The sequence below is a fragment of the Leisingera sp. G5_S3_59_S7 genome, from assembly GCF_054968485.1.
In genome coordinates, this window is sequence record NZ_JBQKUH010000004.1 from 17382 (window position 1) to 35525 (window position 18144).

Here is an 18144-nt window from a genome sequence, read left to right on the forward strand (position 1 = left end):
TCAGATGGGCTCCGGGATTTCCGGGGCCTTTCATTTTTCAGGGGCTACCGCAGCGAGCGCAGCACCTGATTGCGTTGCAGGGTTTCTTGCTCCATGCAGGACCAATAGAACATCGGCGCCGCGCTGCCGCCGGAAGCTTGCTCCGGCCCGCAGGTGGCGTCGCGCCGTTTCAGCCAGGTGCGCTGTTCGGCCAGCAGGGCCGGGCCGGTGCCGCGGGCATCTGCCGCCGGTTTTACCTGGTTCCACAGCCGGTTCAGCTCCCGGTCGGCGATCTCCCATTTCTCCATGGCACAGAAATTGGCGTCGATCTGGGTCTGCCCGTTGCAGTGGGGCTGGGCGGTTGCTGCGGCGGGGCTGAGCGCAGCCAGCAGGATCAGTATGCGCTTCATCGCGGCCTCCTTTGACGGGCGGGGCGGTTTCAGGCCGGGTCGGCGGCGTAGCTTTGCAGAATGCTCAGCGGCACGATTTCCAGCGCCCGCATATGGGTGGCTTCCAGGTGCACCTTGGGGGCGCAGCCCTCGTCCGCGGCCTGCAGGAAACGGGCCGCGCACAGGCACCAGCGGTCGCCCGGCTGCAGCCCCGCAAATCCGAACTCCGGCCGCGGGGTGGACAGGTCATTGCCGACATATTTGGAAAAGGCGAGGAACTCTGCCGTGGTCACCACGCAAACGGTGTGGCTGCCTTGGTCCTCGGCGCAGGTGTTGCAATGGCCGTCGCGGAAAAAGCCGGTCACCGGCGCGGTGGAGCAGGGCGCAAGCGGTCCGCCCAGAACGTTGATACTGTCGTCTTTTTCCATGGATCACCCGCCCTCGCTGCGTGCACATGTAACTGTAGTGCGATTGCGCCGCCCGTCCCGGGATTTCCGGCGGCAGCGGTCCCGCTTGCACAGCCTTGCCGCAGGCGGCTGCAAAAAGCAAACCGCCCGCCAGCAGGGCTGACGGGCGGTTGAAATTCCAGCGGACGCTGCAGATCAGGTGTTGAACAGGAAATGCAGCACGTCGCCGTCCTTGACGATATAGCTCTTGCCCTCGGCCCGCATCTTGCCGGCTTCCTTGGCGCCCTGCTCGCCGCCCATGGCGACAAAGTCGTCATAGGCGATGGTTTCGGCGCGGATGAAACCCTTTTCGAAATCGCCGTGAATGACGCCCGCCGCCTGCGGCGCCGCGGTGCCGGTGCGGATGGTCCAGGCGCGTGCCTCCTTGGGGCCGACGGTGAAATAGGTCTCAAGGTGCAACAGCTCGTAGCCTGCGCGGATCAGCCGGTCCAGGCCGGCCTCTTCCAGGCCCATTTCCTCCAGGAACATCTGGGCCTCATCGGCGTCCAGCTGGCTGATTTCCTCTTCGATCTGGGCCGAGATGATCACATGGCTGTTGCCCTGCGCCGCAGCCATTTCAGCCACCTTGGCGGAGTGCTCGTTGCCCTCGACCGATTCCGACTCGCCCACGTTGCAGACATAAAGCACCGGCTTGGTGGTCAAAAGCTGCAGCATCTTCCAGGCCTTGGCGTCCTCAGCGTCGACCTCGACCAGGCGGGCGGGCTTACCGTCTTCCAGCATCGCCTGCGCGGCAGCCAGCAGGCGGTCCTGCTGCTGGGCTTCCTTGTCGTTGCCCTTCAGCTTGCGCACCAGGTTGGCGCGGCGCTTCTCGATGCTTTCGAGGTCCGCCAGCATCAGCTCGGTCTCGATCACCTCGGCATCGGCCACCGGATCGACACGGCCGTCCACATGGGTCACGTCGCCGTCTTCAAAGCAGCGCAGCACATGGGCAATCGCATCGGTCTCGCGGATGTTGGCCAGAAACTGGTTGCCCAGGCCCTCCCCCTTCGACGCGCCCTTCACCAGGCCTGCGATGTCGACAAAGGTCATCCGGGTCGGGATGATCTGTTTCGACTTGGCGATTGCCGCCAGCTTGTCCAGCCGCGCGTCCGGCACCGCCACTTCGCCCACGTTGGGTTCGATGGTGCAGAACGGAAAGTTGGCCGCCTGCGCCGAGGCGGTTTTGGTCAGCGCGTTGAACAGTGTCGACTTACCCACATTCGGCAGGCCGACGATTCCCATTTTAAAGCCCATTCCGGCCTCCTGATGCCACTTGGGAGCTGCTTCTAGGCAGCATTGGACGTGCGCGCAAGCCAAGTATGGCTGGCAAAAGCGCCACAATCGCCTTCTGTGCGGCTTTGCACAGCGGGCCCTCATATTGCTTTTTCGTGAGGTGGCTTGGAAAACCACAGCAATAAAATATCTTTAAGCAAAATAAATAATTCTGCGAGGGGCTAGAAATGAAACAGACAGCTTTGCTGGCGGCGGCACTGTCGGCTGCGGTGGCCTTGCCCGCGGCTGCCCAAGAGGTGACGCTGGGGCTGGGGTATTCCGACTATCACCGGGATGCGGCGGAAGACAGCGCGGTGTTCGCGGTGGATTACCTGCACGCGCCGTTCCACGAGCGCGGGCGGCTGTCGGCCCGCTTTGGCGCCGCGCTGGAAGTGCAGGAGGCGGGCGACGTGTTTGCCGGTGTCGGCATCAGCGGCGTGATTGATCTGAACAATGACTGGTTCATCGAGACCAGCGTGATGCCCGGAGCCTATCACGAAAGCTCTGCGGCCAACGACCTGGGGTCCACCTTTGAAATCCGCAGCCTGGTGGCGGTGGGCAAGCGGTTCCGCAACGGCAGGGCAGTGTCTCTGGCGTTCAGCCACAAATCCAACGCCTCGACCGCGGATGATAACCCCGGGGTGAATTCGCTGACCCTGCGCTGGCACATCCCGCTGGGCGGCTGAGGCACAGCGGCTGCCCGGCCGGACGGGGCCGGCGCGCGGCGCGGGATTGATTTCCCGCGCAACATTCGGCACACCGGGGCGGAAACCTGAAAGCAAGGCCCGCCCATGACCCGCATTGATGCCAAATTCGCTGAATTGAACGCCGCCGGAAAGAAAGCCTTTGTCACCTATGTGATGGCAGGGGACCCGGACTATGAGACCTCGCTGGAGGTGGTGAAGGGGCTGCCGGGCGCCGGTGTGGACATCATCGAGCTGGGCCTGCCGTTCACCGATCCGATGGCGGACGGCCCGACCATTCAGCTGGCCGGCCAGCGGGCGCTGGATGGCGGCATGACGCTGGAAAAGACGCTGCAGCTGGCGGCCGACTTCCGCAAGGAAGACGACACCACCCCGATCGTGCTGATGGGGTATTACAACCCGATCTACAACCGCGGCGTGGACAAATTCCTGGAAGACGCCAAGGCCGCGGGCATCGACGGGCTGATCGTGGTGGACCTGCCGCCGGAAGAGGACGAAGAGCTGTGCATCCCGGCGCAGAAGGCGGGGCTGAACTTTATCCGCCTGGCGACCCCGACCACCGATGATGCACGCCTGCCCAAGGTGCTGCAGAACACCTCCGGCTTTGTCTATTACGTCTCGATAACCGGCATCACCGGCGCGGCAGAGGCTGAGGCCGGCGACGTCGGCCCGGAGGTCGCCCGCATCAAGGCGGCGACCGACCTGCCGATCATCGTGGGCTTTGGCATCAACACGCCCGAGAAAGCGCAAAACATTGCCTCGATCTCTGATGGCGCGGTGGTGGGCAGTGCCATCGTCAGCCAGATCGCGTCGGGCAAGTCGCCGGAGGAGGTGCTGGCGTTTGTGAAGTCCCTCGCGGACGGCGCGCATAAGGGCTGAGTTTCAAAACACTTCGGGCGGCACCCTCTCGTGGGGAGGGCCGGGCGGTCCGAGTGCAAGATGCGGCAATAGTTGAGGAAACCGCGCCTTCGGGTGCGGTTTTTTGCATTTTTAGGGGTGCGGCAAAGGCAGCGTTGCTTTTGCCGGGCCGGATTGGTAAAAAAACTTTACCAAACGAAAGCGGGAGACAGTCCGGTGCCGGTGATCACCAATATCAACGACCTCAAGCGCATCTATGAACGCCGCGTGCCGCGGATGTTCTATGACTATGCCGAAAGCGGCAGCTGGACAGAACAGACTTTCCGCGAGAACACCTCGGACTTTGAGCAGATCCGCCTGCGTCAGCGGGTGGCGGTGGATATGACCGGACGCACCACCGCGTCCCAAATGATCGGCCAGGATGTGGCGATGCCGGTGGCGCTGGCGCCGGTGGGGCTGACGGGGATGCAGCACGCCGACGGCGAGATCAAGGCGGCCAAGGCGGCTGAGGAATTCGGGGTGCCGTTCACGCTCTCCACCATGTCGATCAACTCGATCGAGGAAGTGGCGGAGGCGACCTCCAAACCCTTCTGGTTCCAGCTTTATACGATGAAGGATGAGGATTATATCCGCCGCCTGATCCAGCGCGCCAAGGATGCCAAATGCTCCGCCCTGGTGATCACGCTGGATTTGCAGATCCTGGGCCAGCGCCACAAGGATCTGAAGAACGGCCTGTCGGCGCCGCCGAAGCTGACGCCCAGAACCATTGCCAACCTGATGACCAAATGGGCCTGGGGTATCGAGATGCTGGGCGCCAAGCGGCGTAATTTCGGCAATATCGTGGGCCACGTGCAGGGGGTCTCCGACACCTCGCAGCTGGGGGTCTGGACGGCAGAGCAGTTCGACCCGGCGCTGGACTGGGGCAAGGTCGAAAAGCTGATGGAGATGTGGGGCGGCAAGGTGATCCTGAAGGGAATCCTGGACGCCGAAGATGCCAGGATGGCGGCCAAGCTGGGGGCTGATGCCATCGTGGTCTCCAACCACGGCGGGCGGCAGCTGGACGGGGCGCTGAGCTCAATCCGGATGCTGCCGGAGATCATGGATGCCGTCGGCAATGACGTCGAGGTGCATCTGGACAGCGGTATCCGTTCCGGCCAGGACGTGCTGAAGGCGCTGGCGCTGGGGGCCAAAGGCACCATGATCGGGCGTGCCTTTGTCTATGGCCTGGGGGCCATGGGGCAGCAGGGCGTGACCGCTGCGCTGGACGTGATTCGCAAGGAGCTGGACACCACCATGGCGCTGTGCGGCGAACGCTCTGTCGATGGCCTGGGCCGCCATAATCTGTTGATCCCCGAGGATTTCGGCGGCCGCTGGCAGGAATAACGTGGTTGGACACCCGGGCAGGGGGCGTTCCGCGGGCTTTGCCCCCTTCCCAAACAGCGGCATCCGGTTTATAGGCACGGCTTCACGCGGGGTGACAGCCTTGGAGGCACCCCGATAGTCATATTGGAGAATTAAGATGGCAAAAGAGATTCCTGATCTCGTAGCCCAGGAACGTGCGGGGACAGGCAAGGGCGCCGCTCGCGCTGCGCGCCGCGCAGGCATGGTTCCGGGTGTGGTTTATGGCGGTGACGTGGATCCGGTCGCGATCCAGATCCCGTTCAACGAACTGCTGAAAAAGCTGAAAGCCGGCCAGTTCAAGTCCACTCTGTGGAACCTGAAAGTGGACGGCCACGACGACGTGCGCGTGATCTGCCGCGACGTGCAGCGCGATGTGGTCAAGGACCTGCCGACCCACTTCGACCTGATGCGCCTGCGCCGCACCTCGAAGATCAACCTGTTCATCCCGGTTGAGTTCATCAACGAGGACGAAGCGCCCGGCATCAAGAAGGGCGGCATGCTGAACGTGACGCGTCCCGAGGTTGAGCTGGTTGTGACCGCCGGCGACATCCCCGAGAAGCTGGTTGTCGACATGGCTGGCCTGAACATCGGCGACGTTGTCACCATCTCGTCGATCGAGCTGCCGAAAGGCACCAAGCCGACCATCGACCGCGACTTCGTGATCGCCAACATCGCATCCCCGGGCGGCCTGGCCGCTGCTGATGAGGACGGCGAAGAGGGCGAAGAAGTCGAAGCGACTGAAGTCGAACAATAAGAACCGCACCCAGTCGGGTATCGGTTTCGCGGGCTCCCATCCGGGGGCCCGTTTTCTTTTGTGCGGCGCGCGGTCCGCAAGTGATTGACTTTCCCAGGCGCCGCTGCCCCATTTCGGTTTGAAGAAACGGGAGCAGGGCATGGCCGATTACGATATTGCCATTGCAGGCGCAGGCGCAGTGGGCATGAGCTGCGCGCTGTGGGCGCAGATGCGCGGGCACCGGGTGCTGCTGGCGGATCCCAATCCGCCGGGGTCGGGTGCCAGCTATGGCAATGCCTGCACGCTTGCGACCTATGCCTGCCTGCCGGTGAACAGCCCCTCAGTGCTGACGGGCCTGCCCGGCCTGATGTTTTCCAAGGACAGCCCGCTGTCGCTGTCGTATGCCCATGCGCTGCGCAATCCGCGCTGGATGCTGGCCTTTCTGGCCAATTGCCGCAGCGGCCCCTCGCGCCGGATTGCAGGCCATCTGGCGGATCTGATGGCCCATGCCGATGCCGGGATCAACCCGCTGATCGAGGCCGCGGGGGCCCAGGATCTGGTGGTGGAGCGCGGCCAGCTGTCCGTCTGGTCCACGGCATCGGCGGCGGAGGCGGCCACGGCGGATCTGAAACAGCGCCGCGCGCTGGGGGTGCCCTGGCGCGAGGTCGGTCCGGACGAAGCGCTGGAGATGGAGCCGGGCCTGCGCCTGCCGGTGAAACGTGCGGTGCATTTCCATGCCGCCCGGCATTTGCGCGACCCGCTTGAGTTCATCACCCGGATGCACCGGGCCTTTACGGAGCTGGGCGGCACAACACTGCAGGCGCCGGTGGAGGCGGTGCGGGCCTCCGCTAACGGGGTCGAAGTGCGGGCAGAGGGCCAAACCCTGACGGCGGGCCGGGCGGTGATTGCCGGCGGGGCCTTCTCGAAACGCATCAAGGGGGCGGGCACGGACAAGCTGCCGCTGGGCACTGAGCGCGGCTATCACCTGATGTATGAAGGCGAGGCGCACCGGGTGACGCGGCCTGTCGGCTGGGGCGAGGCGGGATTTTACGCGGTGCCCCACGCGCAGGGCCTGCGCCTGACCGGCACGGTGGAGATTGCATCGCTGGAGGCGCCTGCGAACCGGCGCCGGCTGGCCTATATCGCCCGCAAGGGGGCAGAGATGCTGGGGCCGCTGCCTCCGCCCGGCAGCGAATGGCTGGGCTACCGCCCGACCTTGCCCGACTCGCTGCCTGTGATCGGGCCCAGCCCGCACACGGACCGGGTGCTGTATGCCTTTGGCCACCAGCACATCGGACTGACCCTGAGCGGCATCACCGGGCGGCTGATCGCGGATCTGGCGGAAGGCCGCCAGCCCAATGTCGATCTGGCGCCGTTTGCGGCAGACCGGGCCTTTGCCTGAGGGCGCGGGCCTCTGGATTCCGCGGCCCAAATAGGGCATCACTCGGTTTCCCTGAAACGCAGATTGAGCACCGCCCATGAAACTTTTTGTCGGCCTTGGCAATCCTGGCCCGAAATATGAGCGCAACCGCCATAACATCGGATTCATGGCGCTGGATCAGATTGCTGCGGACCATGGGTTCAGTCCCTGGAAGTCCAAGTTTCAGGCGCTGATCAGCGAAGGGGTCCTGGGCGGCGAAAAGGTGCTGCTCTTGAAGCCGCAGACCTTCATGAACCTGTCTGGCCAGTCGGTGGGGGAGGCGATGCGGTTCTACAAGCTGACGCCCGCCGATGTGGTTGTGCTGCATGACGAGCTGGACCTGGCGCCGGGCAAGGCGCGCATGAAGCAGGGCGGCGGCCATGCGGGCCACAACGGCCTGCGCTCCATCCATTCGCACATCGGCGCGGATTACGCGCGGGTGCGGCTGGGGATCGGCCATCCGGGCCACAAGGACGCGGTCGCGGGCTATGTGCTGCGCGACTTCCCCAAGGCGGACGAGGGCTGGCTGGATGACCTGATGCGCGGCATTTCCGACGGCGCGGCAGAGCTGGCGAAGGGCGATGGCGGCAAGTTCATTAATGCGGTTGCCCTGCGCGTGGCGCCGCCGCGCAGCTCCGCCACCAAGCCCAAGGCAGAGGCAAAGGCGGAGAAGGCAGCCAGCGAAGAGGTGGCGCCGGACACCCGCTCGCCGCTGGAAAAACTGATGGACAAGTTCAAGTAAGCCGGGAGACAGGCAGATGGTGAAACTGATTATCGACACCGACCCGGGCATCGACGATGCCATGGCGATCTTCTATGCCGCCGCGGCGCCGGACATTGACCTCTTGGGCCTGACCACGATCTTCGGCAATGTGACCACCGCGACAGCCACCCGCAACGCGCTGCGCCTCCTGGAAGCGGCCGGGCTGGATGTGCCGGTGGCCTCTGGCGCCACCGCGCCCCTGGTGCTGCCGCCATTCAAACCGTCCTCCCATGTACACGGGGACGAGGGCTTTGGCGACATCCCGGCGGCAGAGCCCAAGGGCAAACCGCTGGAGGAGGACGCCGCGGATTTCCTGTGCCGCATGGCGCGCGAGCACAAGGGGGAGCTGGTGGTCTGCCCGATCGGCCCGCTGACCAACATCGCCCTGGCCATGCAGCGCGACCCGGAATTCATTGAAAACGTCAAATCCATCGTGGTGATGGGAGGCTCGCTGGAGGAGGGCGGCAATATCACGCCCCATGCCGAGGCCAATATCTATCACGATCCGCACGCCGCGGATGTGGTCTGCCAAGGCGGGGAAAAAGTGGTGTTTGTCGGCCTGGACGTCACCCACCGCATCCTGTGCACGGCAGAGGACTTCGAGGCGATTGCGGCCAAGTCGCCTGAGCTGGGCGGCATGCTGCAGGAGATGTCGTATTTCTATCTCAAGTTCTACTTGGAGGTCGCGGGCAAGAACGGCTGCTCGCTGCATGACCCGGCGGCGGTGATCGCCTGCACCCATCCTGAGCTGTTCGGGATGCGCGATGTGCCGCTTGAAGTCTCCTGCGGGGGCGAGACCTCCGGCGCTACGCTGGCCGCGCCGGACAGCGGGCGCGACCCGGTGAAAGTCTGCATGACGGTAGAAGCTGACAGGGTGAAATCGCTGTTCCTGAAGCGGTTGACGCTGCTGCCGTAAAGCGATGACCGCAATCCCGGCTCTGCGCTTGGGGGCGTTTTTCTGCAGGTAAGCCGGTTCGGCCGTGCTCCCCGGCTGGCGGGCTGGTGCCGCGGGGATTGGAAATTGCTGCTCCCTCCACCGGGGCGGCCGGCGGCCATGCGGTGGAAGCGGCCCCGGATGCGGCCCTAGGCGCCGTTGCCGCGCGGTTTGCCGGGGAAGGCGGCTTCGGTTGACAGAAGCCTGCTGAGCGTTTCCAGAGAGCCGTCAGTGGCCAGCGAAGCGACAAGGTCCGCAACCCGCGCTTGTGTCTTGCCGATGGCATCGGCGGCGGCGTCAAGCTCATCCAGGTGCTGGCCGGCAAAGCTGCTGTCCTGGCGGCGCGAACGCTCCAGCCCTTCGGAGGCAGCATCAAAGGCTTCACGTGCTTGGGCGTAGTCCTGGGCTGCGGCGATCACGGCCCGGATGCGTTCCGTCTGCGTTTCAGGGAGGGGCGCACTGCTGGCGTTCATTTGAGCAAATCTCCAAGCGTCATCAGATAAGGCAGGGCGGCGTTACCAAGCTGCTGCCGGCGGGGCCGACGGGCCTGTTCAGGAAACCTGCGCGGCGCAGCCTGCTCCGTTGAGTGTTTGAGGTTCTGCGTGTCATCGCGGTCTCCGGCATATCGGCGCGATAGAAATATAGTTCTATCAACAAGCAGGTGTAAATCGGATTCTGAGGGCTGTATTCCAAATTGCTGCACCTCATCCTTTCGTATATCGACTTATAATTCTATTTGCAGGAACTATAGTTCTGTGTATGCTTCTGGGCATGAGTGAAAACGGTGGAAAAACACATCTGGGTGCAGATGGCGGCATTGAGCTTTGGAGGCAGCGGCTGCGTCAGGCGCTGGACATCCGGGGGCTTGACTATGACGAGGTTTCTGAAGCTGCGGGCAACAATCCGGAGTACGTCAGCAAAGTTCTGAACGGCCGCTTTAATCCTACAGTGGCCCGGATCATCCGGATCTGTGAAGTTGCCAATATCGATATGGCTTATCTGTTTTCGGATGAGCCGAATGCGGATGACCGCAGCGTGTTGGACAAGGCTGCAGACCTGACCGAAGATGACGCAAAACTAGTTAACCGTCTCATCAGCAGCGCCCGCGCGCGCTGATTCTATCCTTTCTACAATACGCTCAAACAGGTGGGTTCCTTGGCGGGGCCTTTCCTGGTTGGCCTTGGCAACCGTGCGCAACAGCACTTCGAGGGTCGCCGCGGTGATCTTCTCTCTTTGCATAGTCCAGCCCAGGTTTAAAATTTATCATTTGTGATAATCGCTTTTTGCGGTATCGTAATATTTGGTTGCATACTATGCGTGTGGATTACAATATGAGAAGTGATATTCGCGGCATTCTTTTAAGGTCATTGGATGAAATTTCCGAGAGCGGGTATTCCATCGGTGTGGGCTTCGACGGGGTCGAACCGGTCTTTGTCCACAGCACCTACGCGCAGCGCTGGGTGGACCGGTATGTCGACCAGGCCTACCTGCTGGCCGACCCGACCATTCAGTTCGGATTGAGCAGCACGGGCTGGGTCACCTGGAAGGAGCTGGAGCGGCTGTTTCCGTCTTCAAGGACGTTTTTCGAAGATGCCGCGAATTACGGGCTGGTGCACGGCAACACCCTGGCGATCAGCGCTGACGGGCGGGTGTCCGTGCTCAGCTGTTCCGGCCCGGAATGGAACAACGAGGAGCTGCGGATCGCCCGGGCAGCCCTCTATGCTTTGCACGCACTGGAATATGAGCCGTCGAATTCAATCACCCTCACGGCTCCCGTTAAAGATGTTCTGAGGATGATGTGCAACGGCTGCAAAGATCAGGAAATCGCGGAGAATTTGGGCGTCAAACTGGAAACGGTCAGAGCACGGCGGCGGACGGCGATGCAAGCGCTGGAGGCTAAAACAAGCGCTCAGCTCATATCACAAGTAATAAAATTCGGACTGATCTGACAGTTCAGGATTCCAAACGGCTGGGAGCCTTCGATCATGGCGCTGCAAAAAGGAGAGCGTCATGCATCTACATATTTTTTCTTACGAGCAGCGGTCCGGTTTCAAGGCGGCGTATCAGGGCTTTCTTGCCCTGCGCAAGCAGAAGCTGGTGGATGAACTGGGCTGGGGCCTGGACCACGACGGAACCTTCGAGCAGGACCAGTACGACCGCCCGGGAGCCGTCTATTCAATTGTCACGCAGGGCAGCCGGATCATTGCCGGGGCGCGTGCCGCGTCCTGCGGCGGCAGCGACGGCTATTGGAGCTATATGCTGAAGGATGCCAGGGACGGCAAAATCCAGGGCATACCGGGCGGCCTGCTGAGCGAGTACCCGGAGACCGGGCGGACATGGGAATGCACCCGGTTCGTCATGGACGAAACCCGGGCCGACGCCGCGCAGCCGTCCATCGAAACCAAGCTGGTGGTTGCCGGCCTGTGCCAGGCGGCCGCCAGCCTTGGTGCGTCTGAGATGATGTCGCTGTCGCCGCGCAGCCTGGGGCTGCTGCTGCGGCGGTTCGGCTACGCTGTCCGCAGGGAGGCGGCCCGCTATGTCTGCGATGACGACGGGCGGGAGTACCGGCCGTTTCTGATGGCCTGCGACCCTGCGGTGAACCAGGACCTGGCAGCCTTCTACGTTTCGCCTGTTTCCAGCTTCGGTCCGGAGCCTGCGCTGCAAGGGGCTGCGTAACGGGGCCGTCCGGAACAGGCGGCCTTGAACACAATCGGCACTGCCGGGCAAATCCCTTGTCCGGCAGCGCCGCCTTGTCCTGCCTGCCCGCCCGCGCTGCCGGGGCAGGCAGGGGAAATCCCGGCAGGGATCAGTCCGCGTCGGCGGCGCCTCCGGCCCGCAGCCGGGCGCGCCGGGCGCGGTAGCTGGGCAGAACCACCAGGATCAGGGCCAGGCCCAGCAGGCCAAGGGTCATCGGCCGCTCCAGGATGAAACCCAGCCCGTCATAGAGCTGCATCGAGCGGGCAAAGTTGTCCTCCAGCATCCGCCCCAGGATGAAGCCGATCAGCAGCGGCGCCAGCGGATAGTCCGCAAACCGCAGCAGCGTCGCGCAGATGCCGAGGCCGACAAGGATCAGCAGTTCGGTGGCGTTGTTCTGGCCGATGTAGGCCCCCATCAGGGTGAAGAACAGGATGAAGGGGATCAGGTAGTTGCGCGGCACCGCCAGGACCTTGGCGATATAGGGGATCAGCGGCAGATTCAGGATCAGCAGGATCAGGTTGCCCAGATACATCGAGATGATCACCGCCCAGAAGATCTGCGGCTCATCCACCATCAGGCGCGGCCCGGGCGAGACGTTGAGCGCAATCAGCGCCCCCAGCAGAATCGCAGTGGTGCCGGAGCCGGGAATGCCCAGCGTCAGCAGTGGCACGAACGACCCTGTGCAGGCGGCGTTATTGGCGCTTTCCGGTGCGGCGAGCCCTTTGACAGAGCCCTTGCCGAACTGTTCCTGCTCCTCCTTGGGGGCGATGTTGCGCTCTACCGCATAGCCGAGGAAGGAGGCGATGGTGGCACCCGCGCCCGGCAGCACGCCGATCAGGAAGCCCTGGATCGACTGGCGCCCGATCACCGGTGCGATCGCCTTGGCCTCGTCCCGGGTGATGCGCAGATCCTTGATCTCGCTGCTGCCGCTGCCGGAGTTTGAGCGGGAAGGGTCCAGCACCAGGTACATCGCCTCGGGCAGGGCGAACATCGCCATTGCCAGGGTGATAAAGCCGAAGCCCGATTGCAGATCCATGATGCCCATGGTGAAGCGCGGCATGTTGAACAGCGCGCCTTCGCCCACCGTGGCCATGATCAGCCCCAAGAGCGTCATCAAGAGCGCCTTGCCGACCTGGCCGGAGCCGGCAAAGGCGGCGATCGCCGACAGGCCCACCACCATCAGGGCGAAGTATTCGGCCGAATGGAACAGCAGCGCCACGGTTGCCAGCGCCGGGGCGAAGATCATCAGCAGGATTGCCCCGATGGTGCCGCCCGAGAAGGACGCGATGGCCGCCACCGTCAGCGCCTTGCCGGCCTTGCCCTGGCGGGCCAGGGGGTAACCGTCGAAACTGGTCGCCACGGTGGAGGCGACGCCGGGCGCGTTGATCAGAATCGAAGAGGTGGAGCCGCCGAAGATCGCGCCGTAATAAACTCCGGCCAGCAGGATCAACGCGGCCGAGGGGTCGCCGATGGAGATCGCCACCGGGATCATGATGGCGATGATCGACATCGGCCCCAGCCCCGGCAGCATGCCGATAAAGGTGCCGATCAGGCAGCCGCCGATGACCATCAGAAGATTGGTGAGCGAAAAGGCCGTTCCCAGCCCGACCATGATGCCTTCGAGCATGTCAGCCTCCGTTTATTAGAATTGCGGGCCAGGGGCTCAGGAAAATGCCGAGCACTTCCTGCACCAGGTACCAGACGACGCCCGCCGCCCCGGCCGCCACCGGCAGCAGGATGTGCAGCTTGCGCTCGCCCAGCACCCAGGCGCCGGCCACCAGAAAGACTACGGTGGCGGGCAGGAAGCCCGCGGGCCGCAGCAGCAGCGCGTAGGCCGCCATCAGCCCCAAGAGCGCCAGCGCCTGGCCCAGCTTGTACTCCGTCAGGTGGCGGTAGTTGATGTCCATCGGTTTCGGGTCGTCAGCGCCCTTTTCAAAGCCCAGCAGCACGTACATGGCCGCCAGGATGGCCATCACCGACAGCACCTTGGGAAAGGTGCTGGGCCAGACCGGGTTGCGTTTCATGAAGGGCGGCAGGGCGGCATCCATGGTGAAGAAGGCCGCATAGCCGTAGGCAAGGCAGATCATCAGAATGACCAGGGCAATCCAGCGGTCGAGTGCCATGTTCTCCTCCGGTATTGTGAAAGTATTATGGGACAGGAGGGGGGCGCTGCCCCCGCCGCGCGCTGCGCGGCTCCCCCAGGATATTTGCAGCCAGAAGAAGGGCTAAAGTCCGCGCTCTGAACACGATTTGCTGCGCCGCCGGGCGCGATAGGCAATCAGTTGACGGCTGTTTGGGGGCGGGTTTCTTCTGGCTGCAAATATCCTGGGGGTGCGGGGGCAAAACCCCCGCGGTTGCCCAGGAGTCAGAGAAAGCCGAGCTTTTTCATCAGATCGCCGATGGCCTGTTCCTGGTTCTCCAGAAAGGCGCGGAAATCATCGCCGCTGTTGTGGATGTTGACCCAGCCGTTGCGGGCGCGGACCTCTTCCCATTCCGGGGTATCGTACATCTTGGCCAGTGCCTCCTGATAGGCGGACAGCTTGTCCTCGGGCAGGCCGGGGGCGGCGAAGAAGCCGCGCCAGTTGACGAAAGTGGTGTCGAGCCCCTGTTCCTTCATCGTTGGCGCGTCCGGGTAACTGTCCACACGCTCCTCCGAGGTTACCCCGATGATCTTGACCTCGCCCGCATTGGCCAGGTCGATGGCTTCGGAGAAGCCGGTGCTGAGTGCCGCGATCTCACCGGACAGCAGCGCCGCCATGGCCTTGCCGCCGGCGTCATAGGGGATGTATTTCACCGCTGTCGGGTCCTCGCCTGCGGCCTCCATCACCATCGCCGCAACCAGGTGGTCCATGCCGCCCGGAACCGAGCCGCCGCCAACCGCGGTGCCGCGGGGGTCGGCCTTGTAGGCGGCCAGCAGATCCTCCATCGAATTGACCGGGCTGTCCTTGCCCACCACGATGGCCGCATAGTCGCCGATGGTGCCCGCCACCAGCGTCAGATCGCGGAAGTTCTGCGGAAACACACCAGTCAGCGAACGGATCACGATCGGGGTGGAGTTCACCATCAGCGTGCCGTGGTTGCTGGCGGCGTTTTCGATCAGGTAGCCGATCGCCTTGCCGCCGCCGCCGCCGGACATGTTTTCATAAGACGCCTTGCCCACCAGCCCGGCTTCGGTCAGCGCTTCGCCGGTGCCGCGGGCGGTGCCGTCCCAGCCGCCGCCTGCGCCGCCGGGGATCAGGAAGTGGATGCTGTCGACCACCTGCTCTTCGGCCCAGGACGGGGTGGCAAACGCCAGTGCTGCCGCTGTTGCCGCCAGCGCTGCGCGGCGGGTCAGGGTCCATTTGTTCATGTTGTCCTCCCATTTGACAAATCGCGGTCAAGCCGCTCATGACTGAAAGGGAGCACAGCAAGCTGACACAAACCTGTCACGGGACCGCGGGGGACCGTTTCGAAAGGAGCCGCGCCGATGCGCTTCCTGCTGGTTGAGGACAACGAAAGCCTGGCAAAGGCCATTCTGGACCGGCTGCGGCTGGACGGGCATGTTGTGGATCATGCGCCGGATGTGAGCACCGCCTCGGCGTTTTCCGGCACGACGGATTACGATCTGATATTACTGGATATTATGCTGCCGGACGGGGACGGGCGCAGCTTCCTCAAGAGCCATCGGGAGAACCGGAAGGAGACCCCGGTGATTGTCCTGACGGCCCGCTCCGAGGTGTCTGACCGGGTCGGGATGCTGGACCTTGGCGCCGACGATTACATCACCAAGCCGTTCGATTTTTCCGAGCTTGAGGCGCGCTGCCGGGCGGTGCTGCGGCGGCGCGGCGGCGGCAGTTCCAACCTTAGGCGATTCGGAAACCTGCAGTTCGACCCGATGGCGGGAACGCTGTCCGCCGGCGGCAGGACCATCACGCTGCGCAACCGGGAACTGCGGCTGCTGGAGGTTTTTCTGAATGCGCCGGACCGGATTTTTTCCAAATCGAACCTGGTCGACCGGCTGTTTTCCTATGACGAGGAGGTTTCGGAAAACGCGATCGAGGTCTATGTGGCCCGGCTGCGCAAGCATCTGGCCGGGTCCGGGGTGCAGATCACCACGGTGCGCGGCCTGGGCTACCGGCTGAGCCTGGAATGAGCGCTGCGGTCAATGTCAGCGGCTCGCTGCGCCGCCGCCTGCTGTTGCAGCTTTTGGGCAGTGCTGCGCTGCTGGCGGCGGTCCTGTTTTTCGCGGTGCTGGGGTTTGTCCGCAATGTTGCCGTGGAAAGCCACGACAGGATCCTGCTGGCCTCGGCAACCTCGATACTGGACTCCGTTTCGGTGCAATCTGGGGAGCTCACGGCCGACATCCCCTATGCCGCCCTGTCGATGCTGGGCAATGTCAGCGACGACCGGGTGTTCTACCGGATCGCAAGCCCCGCAGGGGTGCTGACCGGGTACGCTGATCTGCCTGCAGGCGGCCGGCCGGCCCAGCCGCGGCAGCCGTTGTTCGAGACCGCTGAATACAAGGATGAGACGATCCGGGCGGTGACGGTATCGCGCCGCCTGTCGGCGCAGGGCGCGCCGGTGGCGGTGCAGGTGACGGTTGCGCAGACCCGCGCCGGCCAGGCGGCCTTGCTGGCGCAGCTGTTCCGCTCCGCGCTTTTTCTGGGGGTGGGGTTCTTTGTGCTGGCCTCGGGCCTGGCGGTCTGGACCGCGCAGTCCAGCATCACCCCGCTGCGGTCGCTGACCGAAGCGATCTCGCGGCGCGGCCCCAAGGATCTGCGCCCCGTGACCCGTCCGGTGCCGGCCGAAATGTCGCCGCTGGTGTCCTCGCTCAACAGCTTCATCCGCCGCCTGCAGGCCTCGCTGACCCGGTCCGAGGACTTTATCGCCGAAGCCGCGCACCGGGTGCGCACGCCGCTGGCGACGGTGCGCACCCAGGCGGAGGTCACCCTGATGCGGGTGGAGAAAGAAGACAACCGGGCCAGCCTGCGCGAGATGATCCGCGCCATTGACGAAAGCTCCCGCGCTGCCGGGCAGCTCTTGGATCATGCCATGGTGTCGTTCCGCACCGACAGCCTGGAGCAGGAAGAGGTCAACCTGACCGCGCTGGCGCGCGACCTGGCCGAGCGGCTGCAGCCGGTGGCGGAGCTTAAGGATATTGCCCTGCATTTCCAAAGCGATGGTGATGCCACCATCAAGGGCGACGCGATCCTGCTGCAAAACGCGGTCCGCAATGTTCTGGACAATGCCATCAAATACTCGGGACGGGAACGGGATGTATGGATCCGCACGGTCAGCGCTGGCAAGGAGGCCTGTATCGAAGTGGAGGATGAGGCGGGCGGCTTTGGCGGTGAAGACACCGAAGCCCTGACCCGCCGCTTCGTCCGGGGCGCCAATGCCGGGGAGACCATCGGTTCGGGGCTGGGGCTGACCATCGCCCGCGAGGTGGCGGAGGCCCACGGCGGCCGCCTGATTATCGAAAACAGCCAGACAGGAGCAGGCGCGTGCGTCACACTTTGTTTTCCGCTTTCCTGACTAGTCTGATCTTTGCCGCGGCAGCGGCCACCGGGTTCGAGGTGGAGGAACGGCACTGGATCGGCCCTGAGGACGGCACCGTCCTGCGGGTGATTTCCACCACGGACACGGCCATTCTGGCGCCTTTGATCGGCAGCTTTCTGGAAGACCGTCCGGGGGTGGCGATCGAATACACTGTCGCCAACAGCAGCGAGGTGATGAAGGCGGTTCTGGAGGGGGAGGAGCCCTTTGACGTTGCTTTGTCCTCGGCCATGGATCTGCAGACCAAGCTGGCCAATGACGGTTTCACCCGGCCGCATCAGTCCGCATCGACCGCGCTGATCCCGGATTGGGGCGAGTGGCGCGGCCATGTGTTTGCCTTTTCCCTGGAGCCCGCGTCCATCGTCGTGTCGGCGGCGGCCTTTTCCGGCGGGGAGGTCCTGCGCACACGGCAGGACCTGATTTCGCTGCTGCGGGCGCAGCCGGAGCGGTTCCGCGGCAAGGTGGGCACGTATGATGTGTCCCTCAGCGGGCTGGGGTATCTCTTTGCGACCCAGGATGCGCGCACATCGGAAACCTACTGGCGGCTTATGGAAGTCATCGGCGGTTTGGATCCGAAGCTGTTCTGCTGTTCTTCCAGCATGATCGAAAGTGTCGCGTCGGGGGAGATCCTGGTGGCCTATAACGTCCTGGGCAGCTATGCGCGGGCCCGGCGGGATCTGGCGGACAAGATCATTGTGATCGACCCGGAGGATTACACCCATCTGATGATGCGCTCTGCCGTGCTGCTGAGGGGCGGGCGGCAGCCAGGGCTGGCGCGGAGCTTTGCCGACCATCTGGCAACCGCGGCCTGGTCGCAGCCGCCAGCGGAAAACTACCCCTTCAGGCAGCCGCCGGTCGCCTTTGTGGACAGCGCCAGCCCGAAACGGCCGATTCAGCTGGGCCCGGGCCTGCTGGTCTATCTGGACGCCGAAAAACGCCGCCGCTTCATGGCGGAATGGTTCAGTGCGGTGCGGAAGCAGTGACGCTGCTGCAGTGCCCGAGGCCAATACGGT

At 63.9% G+C, this 18144-nt stretch carries 20 protein-coding genes; 13 read left to right on the top strand and 7 right to left on the bottom strand.

Going from position 1 to position 18144, the window contains the following annotated elements:
* Positions 1 to 44 precede the first annotated feature (44 nt).
* The 3 genes from ACTRWG_RS03585 to ychF all read right to left on the bottom strand — a co-directional run bounded on the left by ACTRWG_RS03585 (position 45) and on the right by ychF (position 2068).
* On the bottom strand, positions 45 to 389 hold the full coding sequence (locus ACTRWG_RS03585) for a lysozyme inhibitor LprI family protein (protein WP_051357790.1): 345 nt from the start codon (positions 387 to 389) through the stop codon (positions 45 to 47).
* A gap of 29 nt (positions 390 to 418) precedes the next feature.
* Complete coding sequence (locus ACTRWG_RS03590; protein ID WP_027236312.1) at positions 419 to 796, bottom strand: DUF2237 family protein; 378 nt, start codon at positions 794 to 796, stop codon at positions 419 to 421.
* 174 nt (positions 797 to 970) lie between these two features.
* Positions 971 to 2068: a redox-regulated ATPase YchF gene (gene ychF / locus ACTRWG_RS03595; protein WP_027236313.1), complete on the bottom strand. Its 1098-nt coding sequence runs from the start codon at positions 2066 to 2068 to the stop codon at positions 971 to 973.
* A 206-nt stretch (positions 2069 to 2274) separates the two neighbouring features.
* Between ychF and ACTRWG_RS03600 the strand changes: the two genes are divergently transcribed.
* The 7 genes from ACTRWG_RS03600 (at position 2275) to ACTRWG_RS03630 (ending at position 8881) form a co-directional block, all read left to right on the top strand.
* Positions 2275 to 2772 carry an acyloxyacyl hydrolase gene (locus ACTRWG_RS03600; protein WP_027236314.1) on the top strand — a complete coding sequence of 166 codons (498 nt, stop codon included), beginning with the start codon at positions 2275 to 2277 and terminating at the stop codon, positions 2770 to 2772.
* Between the two features lie 105 nt (positions 2773 to 2877).
* Entirely contained in the window at positions 2878 to 3669 is a 792-nt protein-coding gene (gene trpA / locus ACTRWG_RS03605) for a tryptophan synthase subunit alpha (RefSeq protein WP_027236315.1), read from the top strand.
* 195 nt (positions 3670 to 3864) lie between these two features.
* On the top strand, positions 3865 to 5031 hold the full coding sequence (locus ACTRWG_RS03610) for an alpha-hydroxy acid oxidase (RefSeq protein WP_027236316.1): 1167 nt from the start codon (positions 3865 to 3867) through the stop codon (positions 5029 to 5031).
* 136 nt (positions 5032 to 5167) lie between these two features.
* Positions 5168 to 5803, top strand: coding sequence for a 50S ribosomal protein L25/general stress protein Ctc (locus ACTRWG_RS03615; RefSeq protein ID WP_027236317.1), 636 nt, complete (start codon positions 5168 to 5170; stop codon positions 5801 to 5803).
* A 139-nt stretch (positions 5804 to 5942) separates the two neighbouring features.
* On the top strand, positions 5943 to 7184 hold the full coding sequence (locus ACTRWG_RS03620; RefSeq protein ID WP_027236318.1) for an NAD(P)/FAD-dependent oxidoreductase: 1242 nt from the start codon (positions 5943 to 5945) through the stop codon (positions 7182 to 7184).
* Between the two features lie 76 nt (positions 7185 to 7260).
* Complete coding sequence (gene pth / locus ACTRWG_RS03625) at positions 7261 to 7944, top strand: aminoacyl-tRNA hydrolase (RefSeq protein ID WP_462828959.1); 684 nt, start codon at positions 7261 to 7263, stop codon at positions 7942 to 7944.
* A 16-nt stretch (positions 7945 to 7960) separates the two neighbouring features.
* Positions 7961 to 8881 (top strand): nucleoside hydrolase, encoded by a 921-nt coding sequence (locus tag ACTRWG_RS03630; RefSeq protein WP_027236320.1) that lies wholly within the window; start codon positions 7961 to 7963, stop codon positions 8879 to 8881.
* Between the two features lie 167 nt (positions 8882 to 9048).
* Here the strand turns inward: ACTRWG_RS03630 and ACTRWG_RS03635 are convergent, their stop codons facing one another.
* Positions 9049 to 9372, bottom strand: a complete 324-nt coding sequence (locus ACTRWG_RS03635) for a hypothetical protein (protein ID WP_027236321.1) — start codon at positions 9370 to 9372, stop codon at positions 9049 to 9051.
* Between the two features lie 298 nt (positions 9373 to 9670).
* Between ACTRWG_RS03635 and ACTRWG_RS03640 the strand changes: the two genes are divergently transcribed.
* The 3 genes from ACTRWG_RS03640 (at position 9671) to ACTRWG_RS03650 (ending at position 11575) form a co-directional block, all read left to right on the top strand.
* Positions 9671 to 10015 carry a helix-turn-helix domain-containing protein gene (locus ACTRWG_RS03640; protein WP_259967492.1) on the top strand — a complete coding sequence of 115 codons (345 nt, stop codon included), beginning with the start codon at positions 9671 to 9673 and terminating at the stop codon, positions 10013 to 10015.
* 197 nt (positions 10016 to 10212) lie between these two features.
* Positions 10213 to 10848 carry a helix-turn-helix transcriptional regulator gene (locus ACTRWG_RS03645; RefSeq protein ID WP_084299561.1) on the top strand — a complete coding sequence of 212 codons (636 nt, stop codon included), beginning with the start codon at positions 10213 to 10215 and terminating at the stop codon, positions 10846 to 10848.
* A 61-nt stretch (positions 10849 to 10909) separates the two neighbouring features.
* Entirely contained in the window at positions 10910 to 11575 is a 666-nt protein-coding gene (locus tag ACTRWG_RS03650) for an acyl-homoserine-lactone synthase (RefSeq protein WP_027236324.1), read from the top strand.
* A gap of 130 nt (positions 11576 to 11705) precedes the next feature.
* On the opposite strand, the gene ACTRWG_RS03655 is transcribed toward ACTRWG_RS03650, so the two are convergent.
* From ACTRWG_RS03655 to ACTRWG_RS03665, 3 genes are all read right to left on the bottom strand, one after another.
* On the bottom strand, positions 11706 to 13223 hold the full coding sequence (locus tag ACTRWG_RS03655) for a tripartite tricarboxylate transporter permease (RefSeq protein ID WP_462828961.1): 1518 nt from the start codon (positions 13221 to 13223) through the stop codon (positions 11706 to 11708).
* A 1-nt stretch (position 13224) separates the two neighbouring features.
* Positions 13225 to 13719, bottom strand: a complete 495-nt coding sequence (locus tag ACTRWG_RS03660) for a tripartite tricarboxylate transporter TctB family protein (protein ID WP_462828962.1) — start codon at positions 13717 to 13719, stop codon at positions 13225 to 13227.
* 242 nt (positions 13720 to 13961) lie between these two features.
* On the bottom strand, positions 13962 to 14945 hold the full coding sequence (locus tag ACTRWG_RS03665) for a tripartite tricarboxylate transporter substrate binding protein (RefSeq protein ID WP_259957435.1): 984 nt from the start codon (positions 14943 to 14945) through the stop codon (positions 13962 to 13964).
* Positions 14946 to 15062: 117 nt separating this feature from the next.
* On the opposite strand from ACTRWG_RS03665, the gene ACTRWG_RS03670 reads away from it, so the two are divergent.
* Genes ACTRWG_RS03670 through ACTRWG_RS03680 form a run of 3 tightly spaced genes read left to right on the top strand, consistent with a single transcriptional unit; the run spans position 15063 to position 18114 of the window.
* Entirely contained in the window at positions 15063 to 15728 is a 666-nt protein-coding gene (locus ACTRWG_RS03670) for a response regulator transcription factor (RefSeq protein ID WP_259971033.1), read from the top strand.
* Complete coding sequence (locus tag ACTRWG_RS03675) at positions 15725 to 17110, top strand: sensor histidine kinase (RefSeq protein ID WP_462828963.1); 1386 nt, start codon at positions 15725 to 15727, stop codon at positions 17108 to 17110. Before ACTRWG_RS03670 ends, ACTRWG_RS03675 begins: the two co-directional genes overlap by 4 nt.
* A complete protein-coding gene (locus tag ACTRWG_RS03680; protein ID WP_462828964.1) occupies positions 17080 to 18114 on the top strand; it encodes an ABC transporter substrate-binding protein in 1035 nt (344 codons plus the stop codon). The genes ACTRWG_RS03675 and ACTRWG_RS03680 overlap by 31 nt, the downstream gene beginning before the upstream one ends.
* Positions 18115 to 18144 lie beyond the last annotated feature (30 nt).

Bases quoted from the DNA above. Each gene is read 5' to 3' on its own strand.
- ACTRWG_RS03585 (WP_051357790.1), bottom strand. From the start codon at position 389: ATGAAGCGCATACTGATCCTGCTGGCTGCGCTCAGCCCCGCCGCAGCA.
- ACTRWG_RS03590 (WP_027236312.1), bottom strand. From the start codon at position 796: ATGGAAAAAGACGACAGTATCAACGTTCTGGGCGGACCGCTTGCGCCC.
- ychF (WP_027236313.1), bottom strand. From the start codon at position 2,068: ATGGGCTTTAAAATGGGAATCGTCGGCCTGCCGAATGTGGGTAAGTCG.
- ACTRWG_RS03600 (WP_027236314.1), top strand. From the start codon at position 2,275: ATGAAACAGACAGCTTTGCTGGCGGCGGCACTGTCGGCTGCGGTGGCC.
- trpA (WP_027236315.1), top strand. From the start codon at position 2,878: ATGACCCGCATTGATGCCAAATTCGCTGAATTGAACGCCGCCGGAAAG.
- ACTRWG_RS03615 (WP_027236317.1), top strand. From the start codon at position 5,168: ATGGCAAAAGAGATTCCTGATCTCGTAGCCCAGGAACGTGCGGGGACA.
- ACTRWG_RS03620 (WP_027236318.1), top strand. From the start codon at position 5,943: ATGGCCGATTACGATATTGCCATTGCAGGCGCAGGCGCAGTGGGCATG.
- pth (WP_462828959.1), top strand. From the start codon at position 7,261: ATGAAACTTTTTGTCGGCCTTGGCAATCCTGGCCCGAAATATGAGCGC.
- ACTRWG_RS03630 (WP_027236320.1), top strand. From the start codon at position 7,961: ATGGTGAAACTGATTATCGACACCGACCCGGGCATCGACGATGCCATG.
- ACTRWG_RS03635 (WP_027236321.1), bottom strand. From the start codon at position 9,372: ATGAACGCCAGCAGTGCGCCCCTCCCTGAAACGCAGACGGAACGCATC.
- ACTRWG_RS03640 (WP_259967492.1), top strand. From the start codon at position 9,671: ATGAGTGAAAACGGTGGAAAAACACATCTGGGTGCAGATGGCGGCATT.
- ACTRWG_RS03645 (WP_084299561.1), top strand. From the start codon at position 10,213: ATGCGTGTGGATTACAATATGAGAAGTGATATTCGCGGCATTCTTTTA.
- ACTRWG_RS03650 (WP_027236324.1), top strand. From the start codon at position 10,910: ATGCATCTACATATTTTTTCTTACGAGCAGCGGTCCGGTTTCAAGGCG.
- ACTRWG_RS03655 (WP_462828961.1), bottom strand. From the start codon at position 13,223: ATGCTCGAAGGCATCATGGTCGGGCTGGGAACGGCCTTTTCGCTCACC.
- ACTRWG_RS03660 (WP_462828962.1), bottom strand. From the start codon at position 13,719: ATGGCACTCGACCGCTGGATTGCCCTGGTCATTCTGATGATCTGCCTT.
- ACTRWG_RS03665 (WP_259957435.1), bottom strand. From the start codon at position 14,945: ATGAACAAATGGACCCTGACCCGCCGCGCAGCGCTGGCGGCAACAGCG.
- ACTRWG_RS03670 (WP_259971033.1), top strand. From the start codon at position 15,063: ATGCGCTTCCTGCTGGTTGAGGACAACGAAAGCCTGGCAAAGGCCATT.
- ACTRWG_RS03675 (WP_462828963.1), top strand. From the start codon at position 15,725: ATGAGCGCTGCGGTCAATGTCAGCGGCTCGCTGCGCCGCCGCCTGCTG.